Source organism: Mesorhizobium sp. CC13 (assembly GCF_039907765.1).
Taxonomy (GTDB): Bacteria; Pseudomonadota; Alphaproteobacteria; order Rhizobiales; family Rhizobiaceae; genus Aminobacter.
Genome location: NZ_JARDJI010000013.1, coordinates 66,397 through 90,418, shown reverse-complemented (window position 1 = coordinate 90,418; position 24,022 = coordinate 66,397). Strand labels below are relative to the sequence as shown.

Sequence of the window (24,022 nt, the reverse complement as noted above, 5' to 3'; positions counted from 1 at the left end):
GCCTCCGCCACGGCCGACCTGATCGGCATCGAGCCAACGCCTCTGGACAGGCGCTTCCGGCCATTCCTTAGCCCGCATTCGCCATGCTCCGGAAGCGGATGTTGCGGCCCCCGGCCTCGAAAACGTGAAGCCGTTCGGCGTTCACCCGGAACGCGAGCCGATCGCCCGCTCCGACGCCGGCCTGTCCCGGCAGCTTGGCGATCAGCGGCTGCCCGTCTGCCAGCCGTCCATAGACGATGGTCTCGCCGCCGAGCTGCTCGACCACCTCGACGACGATTGCGATCTCGCCCTTGTCGTCGATGGTCATGTCTTCCGGCCTGATGCCAAGCTCGACGCCGTCGAGGGCGAAGTCATTGGCGACCGTCAGGTCGAGCGCGATGCTTCCGTCGCCCGGCAGACCGAGTTCAACAGTGCCGTCCTTGGGGCGCGTGGCGGACACCTTGACGAAGTTCATCGGCGGCTGACCGAGAAAACCTGCAACGAACTTGTTGACGGGATTGTTGAACAGTTCGAGCGGCGTGCCGACCTGCTCGACGACGCCGTTGCGCATCACCACCATACGATCGGCCAGCGTCATGGCCTCGACCTGGTCGTGGGTGACGTAGATCATGGTGTTGCCGAGCCCGGCATGGAGCTTGGCGAGTTCGACCCGCATTTCCGCACGTAGCGACGCATCGAGGTTTGACAGCGGCTCGTCGAACAGGAAGATGCGCGGCTTGCGCGCGAGCGCGCGGCCGATTGCGACGCGCTGGCGCTGGCCGCCCGACAGGGCCTTGGGCTTGCGCTCGAGCAGCTGGTCGAGCTTGAGCAGCCTGGCCACCTCGACCACGCGCGCGTCGATCTCGGGTTTCGGCGCGCCGGCGATCTTGAGCCCGAAGCCGATGTTTTCGGCCACCGTCATGTGCGGATAGAGCGCATAGGACTGGAACACCATCGCAATGCCGCGCTCGACCGGATCTGCCTTGGTCATGTCGACGCCGTCGATGATCAGCTGCCCGGCGGTCATCTGCTCCAGTCCGGCGATGCAGCGCAGCAGCGTGGACTTGCCGCAGCCGGAAGGGCCGACAAGCACGACGAACTCGCCTTCCTCGATATCGAGATCGGCACTCCGGATGACATCGACCGATCCGAACGACTTGCGGATATCGCGCAGTTCCACGCGGGCCATTTAGTTCTCCTCGATTTCGGACGCGACGTGCATGCGGAAGTCCAGATGCTCGGGCAAGGGGTGAAGCTTGAGCCGATCGCTCAGCTCGGACGGGGTAGCCGGCCGACCCAGCGCCGCCTCGAGACGCCCTTTCTGCAATGCGTTCCAGAGATCCTCGGGCAAGGTCTCGCCTTCGCGGATCGTCGCGAACTGCCGCCCCAGCAGCGCCTTGAGTTCGTCCATGTCGTTGCGCCGGGCCGCAAGCAGCGCCCGGGACAGGACGATGCGCTCCTGCTCCTGCACCTTGGCGGGCAGGCCGGAGACAAACTCGCCAAGCGTTTCGAGCCGGCCATCGTCCAGCAGGAAGCGGACGATCTCCACGGCAAGCGAGGCCGGCGCGCCACCGGCAGCCCAGGCCGCGAGATAGGCCTGTTCGGCCGCGTCCTTGTCGGCCGCCACCAAAGCCCGCTGGCGGAAACCCAGCCATGTCCGCTTCAGCGCCAGCGACCGCTCGAACAGGTCGTGCGCCTCGGCCATTTCGTCGCGGTCGAGAGCCGCGATACCGAGCAGCAGCGCATGCAACCAAGTCTCGCCGCTTGAGGCGTTGCTTTGCTCGAGGGCTGCAACCCAGCTCTCCGACACTGCGAATTCAACCGGGACCACGGACAGGCTCGCTTCCGAGAAGACCCCCTCGTCAAGTAGGTCGTCCCAGCAGTCCTTCGGCGCTGCAGTCGAAAAATCGAGCCCGGCAGCAAGAACCCGTCCCGTCAGGCGCTCGTGGCGACCGCCCCATGCCACGCCTTCCGCGATCCTACGGCCCACCGGCTGGCGCGACACGCGCGTCAAGAAGGCATCGATATCTTCAAGCTCGCTCTCCGGGAAACGCTGGTCGACAGCCTCTGCGGCCGCAGCGACCGCCGCTTGGTAGTCCTCGTCATGAGCGGAGGCAGGCGCAACGGACAACGCGCCGTAGGCCTCGGTCCAGTGGATCTCGCCACCCGCCGGCAGCTCGAAGCGCTGGTTCTGCGTCGGCGCGATGCCGCTCTGGATCTCGATGTAGTCGCCTTCGCCCGGAAGGGACAGGTAGTCCATCCAGTGCTGGCCGCCCGGAGCGGTGCCGAAATAGAAGAACTTGCGGCCGCGCATGGCTCCCGTCGCCGTCTGCGCCAGACCCGTTCCCTGCTGGTCGAGCGCGGCGATGAACAGCCGCTTCGCCTGCGGCTGGCGGAAGAAGACCGAGGTCGCATCGCGCCAGTTGCCGGGATAGGAGCCGTCGAAGCGCACCGGATCGGGGAAGGCAAAACGTTCGAGCTGGTTGCCCGGCAGGACATGCTCGATGGCGTAATCGGCGGGGCTCAGGACGCGCATGCCGGGCGCCGTGGGTACCGCCACGTTGGTCCACCAGTAGGCGAGCTTGGCCCGAGGGTCGGAATTGACGATACGGCCATGCACGAAGAGACGGTCGTCGTCATCGGGCAGGAAGAGATCGATCTGCCAGGTCGCCTCGACGATGCGGTCGAACTCGTAGAGTCTGAGCACCGGTCCGCGCTCGGTCTCGGTGATGCCGGCGAAGACCGGGGCGCAGGTGAAGGGCGTGTGGCCGGGGATCAGGCCGTTCCATTCGATACCGCCCGAAAACCATGCGTTGAGCGCGGCTAGGTTCGCCGGCTGGAAGACCGGATTGTGGAACACCAGGTCGCGGCCGAGCGCCAGGTCGTGCAATTCCATCAGCCGGCCGCCATATTGCGGTGCCACAGAAACGCGCAGGCGGCCGTTGGTGAGCGTCACCAGCGGCATTTCGCCAGGCTGCGGCGCACGATCGTAATCGTCGTAGACGCAATAGGGCAGGATCGAGTCCTCGCCCCAGGCAAAGGGATGGGCGCTCTCCTCGGCATCCAGCCCGACATTGGGTGGCGTCTCCTTGTTGGGGATGGGCTGCTGCCAGCGGAAGCGCGGCAGGCCGCTCGGCCCGCCAAGGCGCGACATCGGAATGCGGACCGTGGTCTCCTCGACGCGGGCCACATGGTCCCCGCGCCTTGCCTTGAGCACGCTGGTCACTTCACGCCTCCCATGGTGATGCCGCTGATCATCCGCTCCGACAGGATGACGAAGAGCGCGATGGTGGGCACCATCACGATGGTGACACCGGCGAACAGCCCGGCCCAGTCGCCGCCCGAATATTGCATCGAGGTGATCAGCGAATAGATGCCAAGCGACAGCGTCCGGTTTTCCGGGCTGTTGATGAGGACGAGCGACAGCTGGTACTCGTTCCACAGGCCGACGAAATTGAGGATGGCGACGGTTGCGATGCCCGGCACGGCGAGCGGCAGCATGACGTACCGGAACACCTGGAAGTCCGAGCAACCGTCGATGATCGCGGCCGACTCCAGCTCCGACGGCAGCGACGAGAAGAAGCCTTCGAGCACATAGATCGTGAACGGGATCGACAGCGCGACATAGACGATCGTGAGCCCGGTCAGCGTGTCGGCGAGCCTGAGCGTCGCCATGATCACGAACAGCGGCACGAAAAGCAGCGGGATCGGCACGCCCATGCCGAAGGCGAGGAAACTCGACAGCGCCTCGCGGCCGCGGAACCTACCGCGGCTAAGGACATAAGCCGCCGGCACCGAGACAAGCAGCAGTGCCGCGACCGAGACCGAAACCACGAGCAGGCTGTTGAGGAAATAGTCGCCGAAACGGCTCGCCACCCAGGTCTTCACATAGTTGCCGAAGGCGGGCTCGGCCGGAAAGGTCCAGGGCGAACCGAACAGGTCGCGGTTCTTCTTCAGCGAGGCGAGGATCACCCACAGGACGAAGAACACCGAGAAGGCCGACCAGCCGCCGACAAACAGATAGGCGATCGCGCGCTTGAGCGGGGCAGGAAACCGGGATCGGGTCATGATCAGAACTCCACCCGCTCGCGACGGAACACGAGCCGCAGGAACAGGATGGTCACGATGGTGAGGACGAAGAGCACGACGCCGATGGCGGTGGCGTAGCCGAGCGCGTAGACCGGCTCGCGCTGGCCGAAGCCCATGATGTAGAGATAGATCGACGGCGTGTAGAGGTTCTGGTCGATGTTCGGCCCGCCGAAGGCGTATGGAAATTCCATGATCTTGATCGCCTGGATCGACCACAGCACGAGCGTGATCAGCACGACATCCCAGATCATCGGCAGCGTCACATGGCGGAAGACCTGGAAGGTGCTGGCCCCCTCGAGACGGGCCGCCTCGTACATGTCGGCCGGGACCTTGTCGGCGCCAGCGAGGATCAGGATGGTGAAGAATCCGGTCGAGATCCAGATCAGGCCGACCATCATGGCGTAGAACACGTTCTCGGGCGCCGTCCAGGCAACGCCGGCGAGGCTCGTCAGCCCGATCTGCTTGAGGAAATTGGTGAGCAGGCCGTAGCGTGGCATGAACACGAACGACCAGAAGGTCGTGATCGCAACCACGGCGATGATGTTGGGCATGAAGATCAAGGCGCGGAACAGCTTCTTGCCCCAGAGCCCGGAGTTCAGCAGCATCGTGAACAGGAATGCGAGGCCGAAGATCGCGATGCCGCCGACCAACAGGATCAGCGCCATGTTACGCAACGAGCGCCAGAAGATCGGATCGCCGAGCAGCGTGGCGTAGTTACCGAGGCCGACCCAGACCGGCTCGCTGCCGAAGCCGGACGTCCTGTAGAAGCTGAGATAGAACGCCTGGATCGCGGGAAGCACCAGGAAGCCGAGATACAACGCCAGGGCGGGCGCCAGGAACGCTATGACCATTCGTCGCCGCATCATCGCGCCGCCCTTCCCTGGTTGTCAGGCACAAACATCAGGCGGTCGAAACGTCCGCCGCCGTGGGCGGCATGGGTAGCGTCGCGGCTGCCCATGCCTGCTGGTCCGGTTACTTGTTGGCGGCCCAGAATTCCTTGGTCTTGGCGACCAGGGTTTCGACGAACTGTTCCGGGGTCGTCTCGCCGAGGAACATCTTGTTGTATTCCGGATTGAGCACCTGCGACGTGAAGTCCGGATAGGCAACGTTCAGGCCACCGCCGAAGGGTGAAAGGGCGGTTGCCGCGGATGCGGACTGGTAGGCATCGCCCAGGACGGCAGGCCATTCCACGCCCTTGCGGGTGACACCCACGCCGGCATCCTCCACCAGGATCTTCTGCGCTTCCTCGCTCATGACGTATTTGAGGAAGCCGGCAGCCTCCTTGGCGTTCGGCGAGTCCTTTAGCACGATGAAGGACAGCAGGCCGACCTGAAGATCCGTCGCCTTGCCGGCGCCGCCCTTGACGGTCGGGAAGTTGAACGCACCCCAGGGGAAGTCCTTGCCGGCACTTTCGGCGAGTTCGGTGGGCAACCAGGAGCCGACGAGTTCGCCCATGGTATCGCCCAGCGCGATAGTCTGCTGTCCGGCCGGATACTGGAAGCCGCGCGCGTCGTCGGCGAAGCAGCCGGCATCCCACAGTGCCCGGCTCGCCTTGGCCGCCTCGAGCACCGCCGGGTCCGACCAGCCGGCGCCCGACCTGTCCTCGAAGGCCTTGATCAGCGCGCCCGAGCCCTTGGCCCGCTCGAGATGATTGGCGAAATAGAGGATGTTGTAGAAGGCGACGTTGCCTTCGATGACCAGCGCTTGCTTGCCTGCGTTCTTGACGGCGCCACACAAAGCAAGAAGTTCGTCAAAGGTCTGTGGAACGGAGCCGCCGGCCTCCTTCATCATGTCCTTGTTGTACCAGAAGTTGACCGTGTTGTAGACGTACGGCACCTGGTAGTACTTGCCGGCATCGGCATAGACGTCGAGCACGCCCGGCAGGAAGGCGCCCTTGGCATCGGCATCGAGGTCGGCCGAAAGATCGTAGGCTAGGCCTTCCTTTTGCAGGCCGCCGGCCAGCTGGTCGCTGTCCTGGTCCATGAAGTCGACCTGGGTGCCCGCCTGCAGGGCGCCGCGCAGCTTGGTCTGGTTCTGGCGGCCGTTCCAGACGACCTTGAAGGTCACGTCCGGGTTTGCCTTGGTGTAATTGTCCATGATCTTGCGCAGGGCCGCCGCCTGCGGCTCCGGCTCATTCCACATCGACCAGAAGACCAGCTCCTTGGCCGAAGCCGTGCCTGCGCCAGCGGCAAGGCCGGCAGTTGTAAGGGCAAATGCGGCCAGTGCGCGCCGCGAGACCTCCGAAACCATCTAACTCCTCCCTCTTTCAGGACAGTCGCGCCGTTCGCGGGCGGGTCCAGGCGGCTAGGGTTAGCGACAGCCTGAAATTTTGCAACAAGATTCTATTGTTTTCCTACATTTTTGTAATTTTCCTACAAATCTAAATGAGAACCTTGACAAGCCCGCGCTCAATCGGCACAAATTGGCACAATGGTCTGACCAATTTCGAGGTGCGAATGTCGACCCTTCAGTCGATAAGGCCTACTGCGCGCGACGATGCCGTGCTCAACGTGCTGGCGGATTTCGTCACCGTCGAGGGGCTGCAGCCGGGCGACCGCCTGCCCACCGAGCGCGTCCTCTCGGAGCGCCTGAAGGTCAGCCGGACGACGGTACGCGAGGCCCTGACGCGCTGGGAAGGACTAGGTCTCGTCGAGCGCCGCCAGGGCAGCGGCACCTACCTCAAGGCGGCCGTGTCGCGCGACATGTTCCACCTGCCGCTGACCTTCGCCTCGGGCAACGACTTCGAAAGCCTGATGCAGACGCTGGAGATCCGCCGGGCGCTGGAGGCCGAGGCCGCAGCGCTCTGCGCCCAGCGCGCCGGCCCCAAGGAGATCGCCTTCATCCGCGAAAAGCTCGACGTGATGGAGGAGTCCTTCCATGCCCACGCCGGCATGTCATCCGAGGAAGACTGGGACTTCCACCTCGCCATCTACAGCGTCTCGGGCAATCCCCTGTTCGGACAGATCATCTCGGCCATGCACGAGGCGTTCCACCGCTTCTGGGAACATCCCCTTGGCGTGCGCGATTTCGGCCATGCCAGCTTTCCCTACCACCGCACGCTCTACGATCGGATCGTCGCGCATGACGCCGAAGGCGCGCGCGCCGAAGCGCTGAAACTCATTGCCACCGTCGAGGACGACCTCCGGCGCGGTGCGGCCAATCTCAAACTTGCGGACATCAGATGAACGACCGGACGAGCGATTTCGACAGGGACTACATCGCCGAAGCGGCGACGCTTCTGGCGCACGACGATCCCTTCCCTGGCGGGGCAGTGGTGCCGCCGATCTACCAGACGTCGCTCTTCACCTTCGACAACTATGCCGACATGGCCGACACCTTCGCCGGCCGCAGCACCCGCCCGATCTATTCGCGCGGCAACAACCCGACCGTCATGGAGTTCGAGAGCCGCATCGCGGCGCTCGAGGGCGCGGAAGCCGCGCGTGGCTTCTCCAGCGGCATGGCGGCGATCAGCTCCACCGTGCTCGCCTTCGTCGGCAGCGGCCAGCGCATCGTCGCCATACGCAACTGCTACGGCGATGCCTACCGCCTGTTCGAGCGGCTTCTGCCGCATCTCGGCATCAAGGTGGATTATGTCGACGGCTCCGATGCGGACGCGGTCGCCGCCGCGCTGCCGGGTGCTGCGATGCTCTACCTCGAAAGCCCGACCTCGATGATGTTCGAGCTGCAGGACCTCGAATTGCTGACCGGTATGGGGCGCGAGCGCGGCATAATCACCGTCGTCGACAATTCCTGGGCGACGCCGCTGTTCCAGAAGCCGATCCTGCACGGCGTCGACCTGGTCATGCACTCCGCCTCCAAATATCTCGGCGGCCACAGCGATACCGTCGCGGGCGTGGTTGCCGGCTCGGCCGAGCACATACGCCGCATCAACGAGCGCACCTATCCCTATCTCGGCGCAAAGCTTTCGCCCTTCGAGGCCTGGCTGCTGCTGCGCGGCCTGCGCACGCTGCCGCTGCGGCTGCCGCACCACATGAAGAGCGCGCTCACCATCGCCGAGCGGCTGAAGGGCCATGCCCATGTCGAGCGCGTCAACCACCCCGCCTACTCCAACCATCCGGGCAAGCGTACGCTTGCGGGCTTCTCGGGCCTGTTCTCCTTCGAGGTGACCGACGACGTCGACGTGCCTAGCTTCGTCGACGCGCTCGAGCTGTTCCGCATCGGTGTCAGCTGGGGCGGGCACGAAAGCCTGGTGGTGCCTGCGCTCGCGTCGTTGCAGCAGACGCCGGATGCCAATTCGATCGGCCGGTTCGGGGTCAGCCCGCGGACCATCAGGCTGAATGTCGGGCTGGAAAACGTGGAGGATCTCTGGGCCGACATTGGTCGGGCCTTCGAGGCGGCAAAGAAATAACAGCTTCAAAAACAGAGCTAAATGGGAGTGACTGTAATGACGAAGTACGGAGTGTTGTTCGCGACGGCCATCGGCCTCGCCCTGTCGGCCGGCACGGCGCTGGCGGACTCGACGATCAAGATGGTCGAGGTCATCACCAGCCCGCCGCGCACCGAATTCCTGAAGAAGCAGATCGCCGAGTTCGAGGCGGCCAATCCGGGCGTCAAGGTCGAGCTGGTATCGCTGCCCTGGGGCCAGGCCTTCGAAAAGTTCCTGACCATGGTGCAGGCGGGCGACACCCCCGACATCGTGGAGATGCCTGAGCGCTGGCTCGGCCTCTACGGCACCAACGGCCAGCTCGAGGATCTCGGACCCTACATGGCCAAGTGGGGCGATGCCGCGACCCTTGGCGACCGCGCCAAGCAGTTCGGCTCGGTGGTCGACGGCAAGCAGTACATGATCCCCTACGGCTACTATCTCCGGGCCATGTTCTGGAACAAGAAGCTGTTCAAGGAGGCAGGCCTCGACAAGGCCCCGACGACGCTCGACGAGTTCATGGAGGCCAACAAGAAGATCTCGGCGCTGGACGGCAAGTATGGCTACTGCCTGCGCGGCGGGCCCGGCGGCTTCAACGGCGTGCAGATGTTCATGAACATCGCCAACGGCAAGGGCGGCTACTTCAACCAGGACGGCACCTCGACCATCAACGAGGAAGGTTCCGTCAAGGGCCTGCAGATGCTGGCCGATATCTACAAGAACGGCTACGCACCGAAGGACAGCGTCAGTTGGGGCTTCAACGAGATCGTGACCGGCTTCTACTCCGGCACATGCGCGATGCTCGACCAGGATCCGGATGCGCTGATCGGCATCGCCGAGAAGATGAAGCCGGAGGACTTCGCGGTGGCACCCATGCCGGCCGGCCCCTCCGGCAAATCCTATCCGACGCTCGGCTATGCCGGCTGGTCGATGTTCGCCAATTCCGACGTCAAGGAAGACGCCTGGAAGCTGATGTCGACGCTGCTTTCGCCCGCAAACAATATCGGTTGGGCGAAGGAAGTGGGCGTGCTGCCGATCCACAACAGCGCCGCCGACGATCCGCACTTCAAGACCGAGCAGTTCAAGGGCTGGTTCGAGGAGCTGAACAGCCCCGACAAGTTCGAGTTCGTGACGCCGCCGGTCCATCTCGAAAATCTCGGCAACTTCTATGACCAGGTCTCGGTCAAGAACTTCCAGGAGGTGCTGCTCGGCCAGCGCCCGGCCAAGGACATCGCCGACGAGTGGGCTGCGTTCCTGACCAAGGAGCAGCAGGACTGGATGGCCAAGAACAAGAAGTAGGCGGCCACGTCGGGGCGTTCGCGCCTCGCACTCCTTGCCGTCCCCACGCCCCGAATTGCATCGTCGCCTTCCCGCTGCGGTGAAGGCTCCGGCATCGCTGCCAAGCCCCTCCTCCCTTGTCACGCGAGGCCGGGCGGGGCGTGGGACGGCTCCTTTGGACATGACGAGAGTATCGCCATGACATATGCAGTCTCCGAAATCGGAACCGCCGAGAAGGCCCGGCGCAGAGGACGCTCCCTGCCTGCACTCGAGCCCTGGCTCTATCTCGGCCCGGCCCTGATCCTGCTGGGCACGGTGCTGCTCGTGCCGCTGATCATCGGCATCAGCTATTCGCTGCGCAAATTCTCGGCCTTCAGGTCCGAATATGTCGGCCTTGGCCAGTACCAGGCGCTGTTCTCCGATCCGCTGCTCGCCCAGGCGCTGATGAACACGCTGTGGTGGACGGTCGGCAGCCTGTTCTTCCAGTTCTTCCTCGGCCTCGGGCTGGCGCTTCTGCTCGACCGGCCGTTTTATGGCCGCAAGGTGGTGCAGGCGGTGGTGTTTCTGCCCTGGGCTGTGCCGTCGTTCCTGTCCGGCCTCACCTGGGCCTGGCTGTTCAACCCCATCGTCGGGCCGCTGCCGCACTGGCTTTATGCCATGGGCATCATGGCCGAGCCGAGCAACATCCTGGCCGATCCCAAGATCGCCATGTGGGGGCCGATCATCGCCAATGTCTGGTTCGGCATCCCGTTCTTCGCCATCACGCTTCTGGCGGCGCTGAAGTCAATCCCGTCGGAGCTGCACGAGGCGGCCGCCATCGACGGCGCGACGCCGTGGCAGCGCTTTTCCAAGGTGACGCTGCCGTTCCTGGCGCCGACCATCGCCATCACCGTGATGCTGCGCACGATCTGGATCGCGACCTTCGCCGACCTGATCTTCGTCATGACCTCAGGCGGGCCGGCCGGCTCCACCAACACGGTCGCGACCTACATCTATGTCAGCGCCTTCAAGTCGCTCGACAAGGGCTATGCCTCGGCAGTCGCCGTGCTGCTGCTCGTGCTCCTCATCCTCTACGCCGTGGTGCTGATCGGCATCCGCCGCTCGCTTGCGAGGTATTCGTGATGATCGCCGGACGTTCTACTTCCTCGCGCATCCTCGGCGGCATCGGCCTCTATTCGGCCATCGGCGCCTATGTCATCTTCGCGCTGTTCCCTATCTACTGGACCTTCAAGATCTCGGTCACGCCGCAGTCGCTGCTCTATTCCGAGGGCATCACGCTGTGGCCGTCGGCGACGACCTTCGAGAACTATGCCACGGTGCTGAGGGCGAGCGACTTCCCGCTCTATTTCCTCAACAGCGTCATCGTGTCGGTGACCACGGCACTCGTCGTCACCGTCATCGCTTCGGCTGCGGGCTACGCCATGTCGCGCTTCTCGTTCCGCGGCAAGACGACGGTGGCGATCGCTCTGCTGCTCACGCAGACCTTCCCGCTGGTGATGGTGATCCCGCCGATCTACCGCATCATGGGCGAGATCGGGCTGACCAACAGCCTGACCGGCCTGATCATCATCTACACGGCCTTCAACACCGCCTTCGCCACCTTCCTCATGCAGTCCTTCTTCGACGGCATTCCGAAGGACCTGGAAGAGGCTGCGATGATCGACGGCTGCACCCGCGCCCAGGCGCTGCGCCGCGTCATCATCCCGCTGACGCTGCCCGGCATGGGGGCGACGCTCGGCTTCGTCTTCACCGCCGCCTGGAGCGAACTGCTGTTCGCCCTGATGCTGATCTCCAGCGAAGGCCAGAAGACCTTCGCCGTCGGCCTGCTCACCTTCATTGGCAAGTTCGCCGTCGACTGGGGGCAGATGATGGCCGCCTCGATCCTGGCGCTCATCCCGGTCTGCATCTTCTTCGCATTCCTGCAACGCTATCTCGTGACCGGCCTTACTGCCGGCGCCGTCAAAGGGTAAGCCGATGGCATCCGTTTCGCTCGACAGGGTTCAGAAGAATTACGGCGCGCTCAACGTGCTGCAGGCGGTCGACCTGGAGATCTCGGACGGCGAGTTCGTGGTGCTCGTCGGCCCCTCCGGCTGCGGCAAGTCCACGCTGCTCCGGATGATCGCCGGGCTGGAAGAGGTCTCGGCCGGCGAGATCCGCATCGGCGAGCGCGTCGTCAACGACGTCGCGCCGAAGGACCGCGACATCGCCATGGTGTTCCAGTCCTACGCGCTCTACCCGCACATGGACGTCTCGGCCAACATGGGCTTCAGTTTGGCGCTCAGAAAGACCGACAAGGGCGCCATCGACAACCGCGTGTCTAGCGCCGCCGACCGGCTCGGCCTCGACAAGCTGCTCAAGCGGCTGCCGCGCCAGCTGTCGGGCGGCCAGCGCCAGCGCGTCGCCATGGGCCGCGCCATCGTGCGCGATCCAAAAGTGTTCCTGTTCGACGAGCCACTGTCCAATCTCGACGCCAAGCTGCGCGTGCATATGCGCACCGAGATCAAGGCGCTGCACCAGCAGCTCAAGACAACGTCGGTCTATGTCACCCACGACCAGGTCGAGGCGATGACCATGGCCGACCGCATCGTCGTCATGCATGACGGGGTGGTCCAGCAAGTGGGGGCGCCGCTCGAACTCTACGACCGGCCGGCCAACAGCTTCGTCGCCGGCTTCATCGGCTCGCCGGGCATGAACTTCCTGCCGGCGACAGTGGAGCGCTCGGGGGGGCAGGCCATCGCGGTGCTTGCCGACGGCCAGAAGCTGGCAGTGCCTGCCGAGTTGCCGCTGACGGCCGGCGACAAGATTTCGATGGGCATCCGGCCGGAGCATCTGCGCGTCCAGGCGGACGGGCCGCTGGCAGCCCAAGTCGAGGTGGTCGAGCCGCTGGGCATGTCGACGCAATTCTACGCGCGCATGGCCGGCCAGCAGATCTGCGTATTCGCCATGGGGCGCGTTTCGGTGAAGCCCGGCGACACGGTGCGGCTCGCGGCCAGCCCGGAAAGCCTGCACCTGTTCGATCCCGGGACCGGCCGGCGCATGGGCTGAGGCCTGGAACACAGGGCCTCTTGCTCGAGGCGCACGTCTCGCTGCGTTCGAACGAAAGCACCTAAGGCATCAGCGCCGCCGCTGGTGCAAATGCGCGTAGCGGGCGTCCTGCCGGTTGGCGACCAGCACGATCCAGGCGCGCAGTTCGGCCCCGTTCGGCTTTTGCAGCGCCGAACGGTCCCAGGCGAGGAAATAGGGATCCGGCAGGCGCAGCGGCAGGTCGAACGGCACGACCAGGCGACCTGCGGCAATGTCTTCGGCAGCCATGGAAAGTTGCGCGAGCACGAAGCCTCGACCGCTGATTGCGGCATCGATTGCCGCGCTCGACAGCGAAAACGCGACCTCGCCGGCGTTTCGCCGATATTTCTGGCCGATGCTCGACGCCCACTCGGCCCAGGTCGGCGGCGAACGGTGGTCACGCGCCCATTCGATGCCGAGCAGCGGCCGTTCGAGGATGTCGGCCGGCGTCCGCAGCGGCAGTCGCTCCAGCAGAGCAGGCGAGCAGGCGGGCACCACCCAGTCCGTGAACAGTTCGGCATAGTGGTCGTAGTCGCGAATCTTGGCGCCGTAGGAAATGCGGAAGTCGACCTGATCCTCGCCGAAGCGGACTTCGGGCTCGGCGCCGATCAGCCGAAGCGTCGCGCCGGCATGATACGCCTGCCAGTCGAAGAGCTGCGGCGCCAGCCACTTGCTGGCGAGCGAGGGCAGGCACGACACGGTGAGCGTGCTTTCCGACCGTGTTCGCTCGAGCAGGTCGGCTGCCTCACGGATGCGATCGAAGCCCGCCGACACGGCCGAGTGGTACATCCGTCCCCAGGAGGTCATCGTGACCGTCCTGCCGCGCCGCTCGAGAAGCAAAACGCCAAGCGCCTCTTCCGCCTTGCGGATCTGCTGGCTGATCGCACCGGGCGACACGCCGAGTTCGTCGGCCGCGCCGGTGACGCTGCCGAGCCGGCCAAAGGCCTCGAAGGCCTGTATCGCGCGCAAGGGCGGGGATTTCTTCACGTATCTGATCCAGCCTGTTTGTTTTAGTTTTTCTAAAATAGAACACAGCTGCAAGCTCTTTTTACGCGGATACCCCCGCGCTAGCCTCCTTCCCGAAAGACAAGGTCTCACGGAGGAAGCGGCCATGTTTCTGAGAAATTGCTGGTATGTCGCCGCGTGGGACCACGAGGTCGGCCGAAACGAGCTGAAGCCGGTCAAGCTGCTGGGTGAGGAGATCGTCCTCTACCGCAAGACGGACGGCGTCGTCGCAGCGCTGGAAGATGCCTGCCCGCACCGCAAGCTGCCGCTGTCGATGGGCCGCATCAAGGGCGACAACGTCGAGTGCGGCTATCACGGCCTGACCTTCGACTGCACCGGCACCTGCACCCGCGTCCCTGGCGCAGAAAAGATTCCGCACGTTGCCCAGGTGCGCAGCTATCCCATCGCCGAACGCTATGGCCTGCTCTGGGTGTGGATGGGCGACGCGGCCCAGGCCGACCCGGCCAGGATCTTCGAGGTGGAGCATTGGGGCGATCCCGCCTGGGGCGTGAACCGCGGCGAGTCGATGACACTCGACTGCAACTACCTCTACATGACCGACAACCTGCTGGACCCCTCGCATGTCGCCTGGGTGCATCAGAGTTCGTTCGGGAATTCGGCCGCCGAGGCGGCGCCGCTTGAGACCACCGTCGGCAAGGACGGCGTCACCGTCTGGCGCTGGATGATCGACGTCGAGCCGGCGCCGTTCTATGCGCCCTATCTCAAGTTCGCCGGCAACTGCGACCGCAAGCAGCACTACGAGGTACGCTATCCGAGCAACGCCATCATCAAGGCGATCTTCGTGCCGGCCAACACCGGCGGCGAAGGCAAGCCCCTCCACGAGGACGTCTTCCTCATGGACAGCTACAACTTCATGACGCCCGTCGACGAGAACCACACCAAATATTACTGGTTCCAGATGCGCAACTTTGCGCCGGACGACGAAGAGATCTCGCGCCAGTTCGCCAAGTCGGTGCGCGGGGCCTTCGACGAGGACCGAGTGGTGCTCAATGCCGTGCACAAGGGCATGGCCAACAAGCGCTCCCCCAATCTCGATCTCAAGATCGACGTCGGCCCGCTCCGCTTCCGCCGCAATCTGGCCAAGCTGATCGCAGCCGAGGAACAGCAGCTGGCGGCCGCCGAATGAATGCCTTCGCCGCTCCCGTCAGCACACGCAGGAACGGGTTCCGCGACCTGAAGGTGGTGGCGAAGCTGCGCGAGAGCAGCAACATCACCTCCTTCCACCTCGAACCAGCGGAGCCGGAAGGCTGGCGCGGCTTCGAGCCCGGGCAGTTCCTGGTGTTCCGAATTCCGACGGCAGGCGGCAGCGACTTCGTGCTGCGCAACTACAGCGTCTCCTGTTCGCCCGCGCAGCCAGGCCGCTACCGCATCACGGTCAAGCGCGAGGCAGCCCCCTCCCCCAGCGTCCCCGACGGGCTGAGCTCCTGTTTCCTGCACGACCAGATAGAGGTCGGTGACGTGCTCGTGGCCGAAGGTCCGCGCGGCGATTTCGTGCTGGACGGCAATAGCCGGCGACCGGTGGTGCTGCTGAGCGGCGGGGTCGGGCTCACGCCTCTGGTGTCGATGCTACACGCGCTCACGACGACCGACAGGCGGGTGCTGTTCGTCCATGCTTGCGACAATGGCGACGTGCATGCGCTGCGCGACGAGGTCGAGGCGCTCGCCGCGTCGCGACCCGGGGTGACGGTGCATTTCTGCTACCGCTTTCCGACGGAACGGGACCGGGCCGCCGGCCGCCATCACAGCGAAGGCGTGGTGACGCGCGAGCTGCTGCAGGGCCTGCTGCCGATCGACGACTACGACTTCTATCTGTGCGGCCCCTCACCTTTCATGCAGGCCGTGCACGGCATCCTGCGCGGCTTCGGCGTGCCGAGACAGCGCATCGCCTACGAGTTCTTCGGCCCCGCGACTCTGCTGGAGCCCGCTCCGGCATCGACGCCTGCGGTCGCGTCGAGACCCGAGCCCGCGTTTGCCCCCGCACCTGCAGATGCGACCATGGTCGAATTCCGCAGGTCGGGTCGCACGGCCATATGGGACGCGACGGCCGAGTCGCTGCTTGCCTTCGCCGAGGACCAGGGCCTTGCACCGGAATTCAGCTGCCGCGCCGGCATCTGCGGCACGTGCAAGTCGCAACTGGTCTCCGGCGACGTCGCCTATTTCGAGGAGCCGCTCGACGAACTTGGCCCCGGCGAGGTGTTGTTGTGCTGCTCCAAGCCGCAAGGATCGATCGTTTTGGACCTATGACAGGGCGCGCGCCCAACATCGGTACGAACTCCAGGTAGAACCCCCGAGAACGGAAGCATTGGCGTGGATAACCCACTCGAAAATACCTCGATGGCCAGCCTGGCGATCAATCCGAATGTCGCCGCCCTGCCGCCCTATAATGCCGGCATGAACGTGGCAGTTGCCCGCTCGATCTCGGGCCGCGACGACATCGCCCGCCTAGCCAGCAACGAAAACCCGGACGGGTGTTCGCCGGCAGTTCTCGCGGCCCTTGCTTCGCCAACGCTGGAACCGTGGCGTTACGCCGATCCGGCATGCACCGCCCTGCGTGCCGCCCTCGGACGGAAGCTTGCAGTCGATCCGGAAACAATCGTCGTCGGCAACGGCTCCGAAGAGATGATCGCCGCGATCTCGCGTGCCGCGCTCCTGCCAGGCGCTTCGGTCGTCACGGTCGTTCCGAGCTTCGGCCTGCACGAGATCGAACCACTGGCGCAGGGTGCTGCGGTCGCCAAGGTGGCGATGACCGACGATCTCGGTTTCGACATCGCGGCGCTCGAAGGAGCCATCGCCGCCGGACCCAACCTCGTATTCCTATCCTCGCCGTGGAACCCTGTCGGTCCGGCGCTCGACGCAGCGTCGCTCGAGCGGCTGCTTACGGCGATCCGGCCCGGCACGCTGTTTGTCCTCGATGAGGCCTATTTCGAATTCGCCGACGGCTCCAGCCCCGACGGGCTTGAGATGCTGCGCGGCAGCGGTGTCGCCTACATCGTGCTGCGCACCTTTTCCAAGGCCTATGGACTTGCCGGACTGCGCGTCGGCTACGCCGTCTGCTCCGACGCCGCGCTGGCGAGGCTTGTGGCAGCAGCCAAGACGCCGTTCAACGTCAACGCCGCGGCCCAGGCGGCAGCCATCGCGGCGCTTGGTGACGAAGCCTGGATGCAGGCCTCGGTCGCCCGGCTGCGCGAAAAGCGTATTCGTGTAGCAGCCGCGCTCGAAAGGCTGGGATTCAAGGTTGCGCCTTCCCAGACCAACTTCCTGTTCTTCGACTGCGGCACCGACAGTTCCGCCGTCGCCGCTGCCCTTCTCAAGGAAGGAATCATCGTCAAGGCCTGGCGCGAGAAGGGCTATGAGCGCTATCTGCGCGTGACGATCGGCTCGTCCGGCGACAACGACCGACTGATCCGCGCCCTCGAAGGGATGGCACGTCGATGAAGGGCTCGCAGGCGAACCCCGCCAATCATGAAGCCCCTGACCTGGCCGAGGTTCCGCACGACCTGATCGGCAGCCTTCGCACGATCGTCGGAGTCAAAAACGTGCGCACCGGCGCGGGAGCGGACGTCGATCCGGGCCAGCACCCGGACAATCTGGGCGCCGGCATCATCGTTTCGCCTGGTTCGACCGAAGAGGTCGCGGCCGTGGTACAGCTTTGCCGTCGGCATGGCGTTCCGGTCGTCGCCCATGGCGGGCGAACGGGACTGGTCGGTGGCGGCATCTCGCGGCCCGGCGAAATCGTTCTGTCGCTCGCTAGGATGAGCCGCATCGAACGGCTCGATCCGGTCGAACGCACGGCTGTCGTCCAGGCGGGCGTGAGCCTCGAAGCCTTGCAGGTGGCCGCGCTGGAGCACCGGCTGGAACCGGGCATCGATCTCGCTGCGCGCGGCAGCGCCACCATAGGCGGCATGGTCTCGACCAATGCCGGCGGCGTCATGGCCTTCCGCAACGGCGTCATGCGCCACCGGGTGCTCGGTCTCGAAGCGGTGCTGGCCGACGGCACGGTCTACTCCGACATGACGCGGGTGGTGAAGAATGCCGCCGGCTACGACCTGAAGCACCTGTTCATCGGTGCGGAAGGCACGCTCGGCATCGTCACCAGGGTGGTGGTCAAGCTCGACCCCACGCCGCGGGCCACCGCGACGGCGCTGTTCGGCCTGCCTTCGGTGGGGGCTGCGCTCGAACTCATCCGGCTGGCGCTCGACAGCGAGGGCGGCCAGTTGCGGGCGGCCGAGGCCATGTGGCGACCCTATATCGGGCTGGCCGCCTCGGCACATGGCTGGGCGGAGCCCGGCTTCGACCTCGACCTGCCGGTCTATCTGCTCCTGGCGTTCGGCGGCGCACGCGAGGAGATACTGCGGGCCGAGTTCGAGAGGCTGTTCGTCGAACTCCTCGAACGCCACCCCGAGACCATAGGCATCGTCGCCGGGTCGAAGCGCCAGGAAGAGGTCTTGTGGCAGCTGCGCGAGGACACCGACGTGATCTATCGGGCGTATGAAGCAGCGCCTTCGTATGACGTGTCGGTGCCGTTGTCGGAAATCGATACCTATGTCGAAAGGATCCTCGCAGGGCTGTCCGCCATCGACGACGACCTGGAACCTTACGTCTTCGGCCATCTCGCCGACGGCAACCTTCACATCATTCTCAACCGGCAGGGTCCGCTGCCGCAGCCTGTCGCCGAGGCAATCGAAGCAGTTCTCTACGCCGATCTCGCAGCCCTCGGGGGTTCGTTCTCGGCCGAACACGGGGTCGGCTCCAAGCGCATCCGGTCGCTGCTCGCCACGGCCGATCCGGGCAAGCTGAACCTGATGATGCACGTCAAGGACACTCTCGACGGCCTGAAACTGATGAATCCAGGAAAGGTCCTGCCCCTTGCTCCACTTCCTGCCAAAGACAGCAACGAGCGCGGAAACCCGTCCGATGCGTGACACCCCAGCAAGCCGATCCTACTCCGTCGATTACGCGGAGCTCCGCCAGCGATTCCGCGCCGCTGCCGCGCGTGCAGGCGCTGAGCTCACGGAATACCTGCACCCCCTCCATGGACCGGCCGGAGAGGCGCTCGCCACGGACGTCGCCTACCTTGGCCGTCGCAACGCCGCGAAACTGATGGTGCTGATCTCCGGCACCCATGGCGTCGAAGGCCAGTTCGGTTCAGCTTGCCAGACTGCGTGGCTCGAGGAGAACTCGCCCCGGCGATTGCCGGAAGACACGGCCGTGCTCGCCATCCACCTCATCAACCCATGGGGAACAGCCTGGTCGCGGCGCGTTAACGAGGACAATGTCGACCTCAACCGCAACTTCATCGACTGGCAGGCGGGCGCGCCGAAGAACGACAGATACGCAACCCTGCACGAGGCCCTGGTCTGCCACGAGTGGGAGGGCCCGGATCGCAACAAGGCCGACGAGGCCTTGGCGGCGGCAAAGCAAAGGCTCGGCGGCCACGCCGGCCTGGCCCCCATCGTCGAAGCCGGACAGTACGATTTTCCCGACGGGCTGTTCTACGGCGGCGCTGGACCGGTCTGGTCGAACCGCACGCTCGGCGACATCCTCACTACGTTTGCGGGCCAGGCGCATCACGTCGTGGTCTTTGACCTGCACACCGGCGCCGGCCCCTATGGCTACCCGGCCCTGCTGTCGGTCGCAGAAACCGAACATGGCGGGCTTGCATGGGGCAAGTCGATCTTCGGTCCGGCCCTCTCCGCGGTACTCACCGGCAGAGACGCCACGACCGACACCGGAATAGCCGCCACTGCCACCGGCTACGTTTCGGCCGCGGTCCGAAGAGCCATGCCCGAGGCCCGCGTTCTGCCTCTGGTCGTCGAGTGCGGCACGCTCGACGGACCGACCGTCATGGACGCGGTGCAGGCCGACAACTGGCTGCATGTCTTCGGCAAGGTCGACTCTCCGCTCGGCCAGCGCATCAAGGCCAATCTGCGGGCGGCCTTCATCCCGGAGGACCCGGACTGGCAGTGGAACTGCCTGAACACGAGCCTGCGCTATTTCGACCGCGCATTCGCCGACCTCAAGGCGATCGATGGTGAGCTGGAGAACAAGCCGCTATCAGCGCCGAAGCCCGCGACCGCAACCATCGTGCAGCCGCATCCGGCGAGCCGGCAGACGGCCGCGGTCGAGGTGCTCGACCTGCACAAGCGTTTCGGCCAGCTGGAAGTGCTGAGCGGCGTCGACCTGTCAGCCAGGGCCGGCGAGGTGGTGTCGATGATCGGCTCGTCCGGGTCGGGCAAGAGCACCTTCCTGCGCTGCATCAACCTGCTCGAGCAGCCCAATGGTGGCCGCATTATCGTCGACGGCGAAGAAATCCGGATGAAGGCAGCGTCGGACGGGAGCATCCATCCCGCCGACATGCGTCAGGTCGAGCGAATCCGCGCCCGCGTCGGCATGGTGTTCCAGAGCTTCAACCTCTGGCCGCATTTGACCGTGCTCGAGAACATCATCGAGGCCCCGGTGCATGTCCTGAAGGAACGGCGCGACGAAGCCGCCGAGCGCGCGCACGCGCTGCTCAAGAAGGTCGGGCTTTCCGACAAGCACGCCCAGTATCCCGGCCAGCTGTCGGGCGGCCAGCAGCAACGGGCGGCCATCGCCCGCACGCTTGCGATGCGGCCCAAGGTCATCCTGCTCGACGAGCCGACTTCCGCGCTCGACCCAGAACTCGTCGGCGAGGTGCTGCGCGTCATCCGCCAGCTCGCCGAGGAAGGCAACACCATGATCCTCGTGACGCACGAGATGCAGTTCGCGCGCGAGGTGTCGCACAAGATCCTCTTCCTCCACCGCGGCAAGGTGGAGGAGGAGGGAGCGCCGGCGGAGCTTTTCGCCAATCCGCGTTCGGAGCGCCTGCGCCAGTTCCTGGCAAGGACGCTCTGACGGCCCGGCGCGACGACGGAGCAACAGGGCGCCCAGCCCGCTGCAACCCAACAAATGTCCAACAATGGGGAACTGAAGATGAAATTGAAGGTCCTGTCCCTGCTCGCCTGCTTCGCCGCAGGAATGGGCAACGCATTCGCCAACGAGGGTGAGCTGTCGATCGGCACCGAAGGCGCCTACCCGCCCTGGAGCATGGCCGATGCCGCCGGCAACGTCACCGGCTTCGACGCCGACGTCGGCGCCTTGCTCTGTGCCAAGCTGAACACCAAGTGCCACTTCGTCGTCCAGGCCTTCGACGGCCTGATCCCGGCGCTCAAGGCCAAGCGCTTCGACATCATCATCTCGGGCATGTCGATCACCGCCGACCGCAAGAAGGAGATCAACTTCTCCGTCGGCTATGCCGAGCTTGCCAACATGTTTGTGGCGCCGAAGGACTCCGACCTCGCCGGCATCAAGGACATCGACACGCTGCTCAAGTCGCTCGACGGCAAGAAGGTCGGCGTCCAGGCAGGCACCACGCATGCGCATTTCCTCGAAAAGCGCGTGCCGAATGCCGATCTCAAGACCTACGACACGCTCGACCAGATGCAGATCGACCTCGCCACCGGCCGCATCGACACCACCTTCGCCGACGCCTCGGCGCTGCAGGATTTCCTCGACAAGCCGGACGGCAAGACCTTCCAGTTCGTCGACGTGAAGATCCAGAGCACCTTCGACCCGTCGCTCGGCGAAGGCATCGGCGTGGGCATTGCGCAGGAGAACACCGCGCTCAAGGCCGACATCGACAAGGCGCTCTGCGAACTGGTCGCTGACGGTTCCATCGGCAAGGCGAGCCAGAAATGGTTCAAGACGGACATCTCTCGTCCCTGCCAGTAGCGCTCTGAGGCCACCGGCGCAGCAGCTTTGTCCTGTCGCTATGAAAACCCGGAAGGCGCCATCCCGGCTGCCTTCCGGGTATGACCATCATCAAACATCAGGCGGGTCCGATGGAATTCGGTCTTTGGCAGGTATGGGAAGGCGGCTGGATCGGCGCCATCTTGCGCGGCGCTGCGATCACCATCGCGGTTGCGGTCGCCAGCATGATCGGCGGTTTCGTCGTCGGCACGATCTGCGGCATGATCAAGTGGGGTCGCGTCCGCCCGCTGAACTATCTCGTCGACGGCTACACCGCACTGGTCCGCGGCGTGCCGGAACTGCTCATCATCTACCTGCTCTTCTTCAGCTCCGTCGAATTCGTCACCCGGGTGGCCACGGCCTTCGGCTATGCCGGCCTGGCCGAAAGCGGCTATGCCTTCGTCATCGCCGTCATCGCCATCGGCGCGATATCGGGCGCCTATTCGACCGAAGTCGTGCGCGGAGCGCTCGCCGCCATTCCGCAGGGCCACATCGAGGCCGCCCGGGCGCTGGGCATCCCGAGCCTGCGCATCTTCCGCCGCATCATCGCCCCGCAGATGCTGCGCATCGCCGTTCCCGGCATGAACAATGTCTGGCAGGTCACCATCAAGGACACCGCGCTGGTATCGGTGGTCGGCCTGCAGGAGCTGATGCGGACGGCATTCATCGGCTCCAACACGACCCGGAACCCGTTCATCTTCTATCTCATCGCAGCGGTGGTCTATCTGGTGATCGCGCTGGTCAGCCAGGCCGGCATCGACTGGGCCGAACGCCTGCTCAGGCTCCGTTCAAGGAAATAGTCCGATGGATCTCGAACTCATCGGGCAGGCGCTGCCCGTGCTCCTCAAGGGCCTCAAGGTCACGGCGGTACTCACCTTCCTGTCCGTCCTGATCGGCTTCAACCTCGGCCTCGGGCTCGCCATCATGCGGCTCTCGCCAAACCGGGCGATCGCCGGCTTCGCAAAGTATTACAGTACCGTCTTTCGCGGTACGCCGCTGCTGGTGCAGATATTCCTGTTCTACTACGGGCTCGGGCAGCTCTCCTTCGTCAAGGACAACGCCGCGCTGTGGTGGGTGGTCAGCGACGGCGCTCGCTGCGCCGTACTGGCGTTGGCGCTGAACACCGCCGCATACACGTCAGAGATCCTGCGCGGGGGGTTGATGTCGGTGCCGGCGGGCCTCGTCGAGGCGTCCCAGGCCTGCGGCATGTCGCGCTTCCTGCGCTTCCGCCGCATCGAGTTTCCGCTCGCCATCCGCCAGGCGCTGCCGGCCTACGGCAACGAGCTCGTGCTGACGGTCAAGGGTACGAGCCTCGCTTCCACCATCACCGTGCTCGAGATCACCGGCTACGCCAAGCGGCTGATGAGCCAGACCTATGCGGTCTTCGAGGTGTTCGCCATCGCGGGTGCGCTGTATCTGGCGACCAACCTCATCCTGATCACTCTGGTGCGCCTGCTGGAGAGGCATCTGACACGCCACCAGGCGCGGTGACACCGCGCACCCTGGGCGGGTCAGCGGCCGGCCGTCCTCCGCTCGAGCGGTCCCATCTCGGCGGCAAAGCGCTCGACCATGGCGAGCCCGGTCGCGTTGGGGCGCAGAGCCGGCGCGCGATCATGGACGGTAAGCCCGGCGCGCAGCGCGAACAGCCGCTTGCCGTAGCACATCAGGTGCTCGATGCCCTGCATGGTCGAAACGACGGCCGGCAGCATGGTGCGGTAGTGCACCATGGCCCCCTCTTCGTCGCCGGCGGCGAAGGCCTCGTAGACGGCGACCGCATGGTCGATGCAGTCGGGCGCCAGGATCAGGCCAGGGCAGCCGATGCGCAGGTTGTCGATCAGTTCGAGCCCGCCGCGGCCGTTGAAGATCGGCAGCTTGCCGCCGGTCGCCTCGACCAGGCCGACAATGTCGGTCACCGGTCCCTCGCCCTTGATCAGCTGGATGTTCGGATGCTGGCGCACGAGGTCGGCGATCTCCTGCGAGCTCAGCCCGCGCCCCATGAAGGCAGGCGCATTCTGGATCGCGACCGGCAGGTCGGTGGCTTGGGCCACGCGGCCGAAGAAGCGGATGTATTCGGCTGCTGAGAACTGCCCCACCATGGGCGGCTGCAGGATCAGCCAGTCGGCGCCGACGCTCTCGGCATGACGCACCTGCGCCACCTGCTCGGCGACGGACGCGCCGAAAATGGTCAGCGCCAGCGGCACCCGGCCGCCCGTGTCTTCCGCGATCCAGTCCATGACCGTGCGGCGCTCGGCCTCGCTCAGCTTCGAAGCCTCTGTGGCAAGCCCGAGGGCTGCCATGCCGTGTACGCCGACCGCGAGGCAGATTTCGACCTGGCGCCGCATCGCTGCGCGGTCGAGGCGTTCGTGTTCGTCGAACAGCGCGTAGAGGATGGCATGGATGCCGTGCATGTCGGCTGCGGGGAAACGCGGCATGATG

Annotated in this window: 21 protein-coding genes; 14 read left to right on the top strand and 7 right to left on the bottom strand. The window is 65.1% G+C overall.

The window, feature by feature from the left end; genetic code table 11:
- Positions 1-67: 67 nt before the first annotated feature.
- From PV773_RS17360 to PV773_RS17340, 5 genes are all read right to left on the bottom strand, one after another.
- Entirely contained in the window at positions 68-1,168 is a 1,101-nt protein-coding gene (locus PV773_RS17360; protein WP_347967560.1) for an ABC transporter ATP-binding protein, read from the bottom strand.
- Positions 1,169-3,205 carry a DUF5107 domain-containing protein gene (locus tag PV773_RS17355; protein WP_347967559.1) on the bottom strand — a complete coding sequence of 679 codons (2,037 nt, stop codon included), beginning with the start codon at positions 3,203-3,205 and terminating at the stop codon, positions 1,169-1,171.
- Positions 3,202-4,047 (bottom strand): carbohydrate ABC transporter permease, encoded by an 846-nt coding sequence (locus PV773_RS17350; protein ID WP_347967558.1) that lies wholly within the window; start codon positions 4,045-4,047, stop codon positions 3,202-3,204. The genes PV773_RS17355 and PV773_RS17350 overlap by 4 nt, the downstream gene beginning before the upstream one ends.
- A 2-nt stretch (positions 4,048-4,049) precedes the next feature.
- Positions 4,050-4,919 carry a sugar ABC transporter permease gene (locus PV773_RS17345; protein WP_347967557.1) on the bottom strand — a complete coding sequence of 290 codons (870 nt, stop codon included), beginning with the start codon at positions 4,917-4,919 and terminating at the stop codon, positions 4,050-4,052.
- Positions 4,920-5,040: 121 nt separating this feature from the next.
- A complete protein-coding gene (locus tag PV773_RS17340; protein WP_347967556.1) occupies positions 5,041-6,318 on the bottom strand; it encodes an ABC transporter substrate-binding protein in 1,278 nt (425 codons plus the stop codon).
- Between the two features lie 206 nt (positions 6,319-6,524).
- On the opposite strand from PV773_RS17340, the gene PV773_RS17335 reads away from it, so the two are divergent.
- The 6 genes from PV773_RS17335 (at position 6,525) to ugpC (ending at position 12,775) form a co-directional block, all read left to right on the top strand.
- Positions 6,525-7,253, top strand: a complete 729-nt coding sequence (locus tag PV773_RS17335; RefSeq protein WP_347967555.1) for a FadR/GntR family transcriptional regulator — start codon at positions 6,525-6,527, stop codon at positions 7,251-7,253.
- Complete coding sequence (locus PV773_RS17330; protein ID WP_347967554.1) at positions 7,250-8,437, top strand: PLP-dependent transferase; 1,188 nt, start codon at positions 7,250-7,252, stop codon at positions 8,435-8,437. The genes PV773_RS17335 and PV773_RS17330 overlap by 4 nt, the downstream gene beginning before the upstream one ends.
- A 36-nt stretch (positions 8,438-8,473) precedes the next feature.
- On the top strand, positions 8,474-9,751 hold the full coding sequence (locus PV773_RS17325; protein WP_347967553.1) for a sugar ABC transporter substrate-binding protein: 1,278 nt from the start codon (positions 8,474-8,476) through the stop codon (positions 9,749-9,751).
- Between the two features lie 177 nt (positions 9,752-9,928).
- Positions 9,929-10,852, top strand: a complete 924-nt coding sequence (locus PV773_RS17320) for a sugar ABC transporter permease (RefSeq protein ID WP_347967552.1) — start codon at positions 9,929-9,931, stop codon at positions 10,850-10,852.
- The gene (locus PV773_RS17315) at positions 10,852-11,700 is read left to right on the top strand and encodes a carbohydrate ABC transporter permease (protein WP_347967600.1); all 849 of its coding nucleotides are present in this window, start codon (positions 10,852-10,854) and stop codon (positions 11,698-11,700) included. The genes PV773_RS17320 and PV773_RS17315 overlap by 1 nt, the downstream gene beginning before the upstream one ends.
- Before the next feature lie 4 nt (positions 11,701-11,704).
- A complete protein-coding gene (gene ugpC, locus PV773_RS17310; protein ID WP_347967551.1) occupies positions 11,705-12,775 on the top strand; it encodes a sn-glycerol-3-phosphate ABC transporter ATP-binding protein UgpC in 1,071 nt (356 codons plus the stop codon).
- Between the two features lie 69 nt (positions 12,776-12,844).
- On the opposite strand, the gene PV773_RS17305 is transcribed toward ugpC, so the two are convergent.
- On the bottom strand, positions 12,845-13,762 hold the full coding sequence (locus PV773_RS17305; RefSeq protein ID WP_347967599.1) for a LysR substrate-binding domain-containing protein: 918 nt from the start codon (positions 13,760-13,762) through the stop codon (positions 12,845-12,847).
- 142 nt (positions 13,763-13,904) lie between these two features.
- On the opposite strand from PV773_RS17305, the gene PV773_RS17300 reads away from it, so the two are divergent.
- The 8 genes from PV773_RS17300 to PV773_RS17265 all read left to right on the top strand — a co-directional run bounded on the left by PV773_RS17300 (position 13,905) and on the right by PV773_RS17265 (position 23,077).
- Positions 13,905-14,945 (top strand): aromatic ring-hydroxylating dioxygenase subunit alpha, encoded by a 1,041-nt coding sequence (locus PV773_RS17300; RefSeq protein ID WP_347967550.1) that lies wholly within the window; start codon positions 13,905-13,907, stop codon positions 14,943-14,945.
- Complete coding sequence (locus PV773_RS17295) at positions 14,942-16,063, top strand: 2Fe-2S iron-sulfur cluster-binding protein (RefSeq protein ID WP_347967549.1); 1,122 nt, start codon at positions 14,942-14,944, stop codon at positions 16,061-16,063. Before PV773_RS17300 ends, PV773_RS17295 begins: the two co-directional genes overlap by 4 nt.
- A 90-nt stretch (positions 16,064-16,153) precedes the next feature.
- Entirely contained in the window at positions 16,154-17,254 is a 1,101-nt protein-coding gene (gene hisC / locus PV773_RS17290) for a histidinol-phosphate transaminase (protein WP_347967598.1), read from the top strand.
- Complete coding sequence (locus PV773_RS17285; protein ID WP_347967548.1) at positions 17,251-18,741, top strand: FAD-binding oxidoreductase; 1,491 nt, start codon at positions 17,251-17,253, stop codon at positions 18,739-18,741. Before hisC ends, PV773_RS17285 begins: the two co-directional genes overlap by 4 nt.
- On the top strand, positions 18,734-20,692 hold the full coding sequence (locus PV773_RS17280) for a DUF2817 domain-containing protein (protein WP_347967547.1): 1,959 nt from the start codon (positions 18,734-18,736) through the stop codon (positions 20,690-20,692). The genes PV773_RS17285 and PV773_RS17280 overlap by 8 nt, the downstream gene beginning before the upstream one ends.
- 78 nt (positions 20,693-20,770) lie before the next feature.
- Positions 20,771-21,568: a transporter substrate-binding domain-containing protein gene (locus PV773_RS17275; RefSeq protein WP_347967546.1), complete on the top strand. Its 798-nt coding sequence runs from the start codon at positions 20,771-20,773 to the stop codon at positions 21,566-21,568.
- A gap of 110 nt (positions 21,569-21,678) precedes the next feature.
- Entirely contained in the window at positions 21,679-22,386 is a 708-nt protein-coding gene (locus PV773_RS17270) for an ABC transporter permease subunit (protein WP_347967545.1), read from the top strand.
- Between the two features lie 4 nt (positions 22,387-22,390).
- Complete coding sequence (locus PV773_RS17265) at positions 22,391-23,077, top strand: ABC transporter permease (protein WP_347967544.1); 687 nt, start codon at positions 22,391-22,393, stop codon at positions 23,075-23,077.
- Positions 23,078-23,097: 20 nt separating this feature from the next.
- Here the strand turns inward: PV773_RS17265 and PV773_RS17260 are convergent, their stop codons facing one another.
- Positions 23,098-24,018: a dihydrodipicolinate synthase family protein gene (locus tag PV773_RS17260; RefSeq protein ID WP_347967543.1), complete on the bottom strand. Its 921-nt coding sequence runs from the start codon at positions 24,016-24,018 to the stop codon at positions 23,098-23,100.
- Positions 24,019-24,022 lie beyond the last annotated feature (4 nt).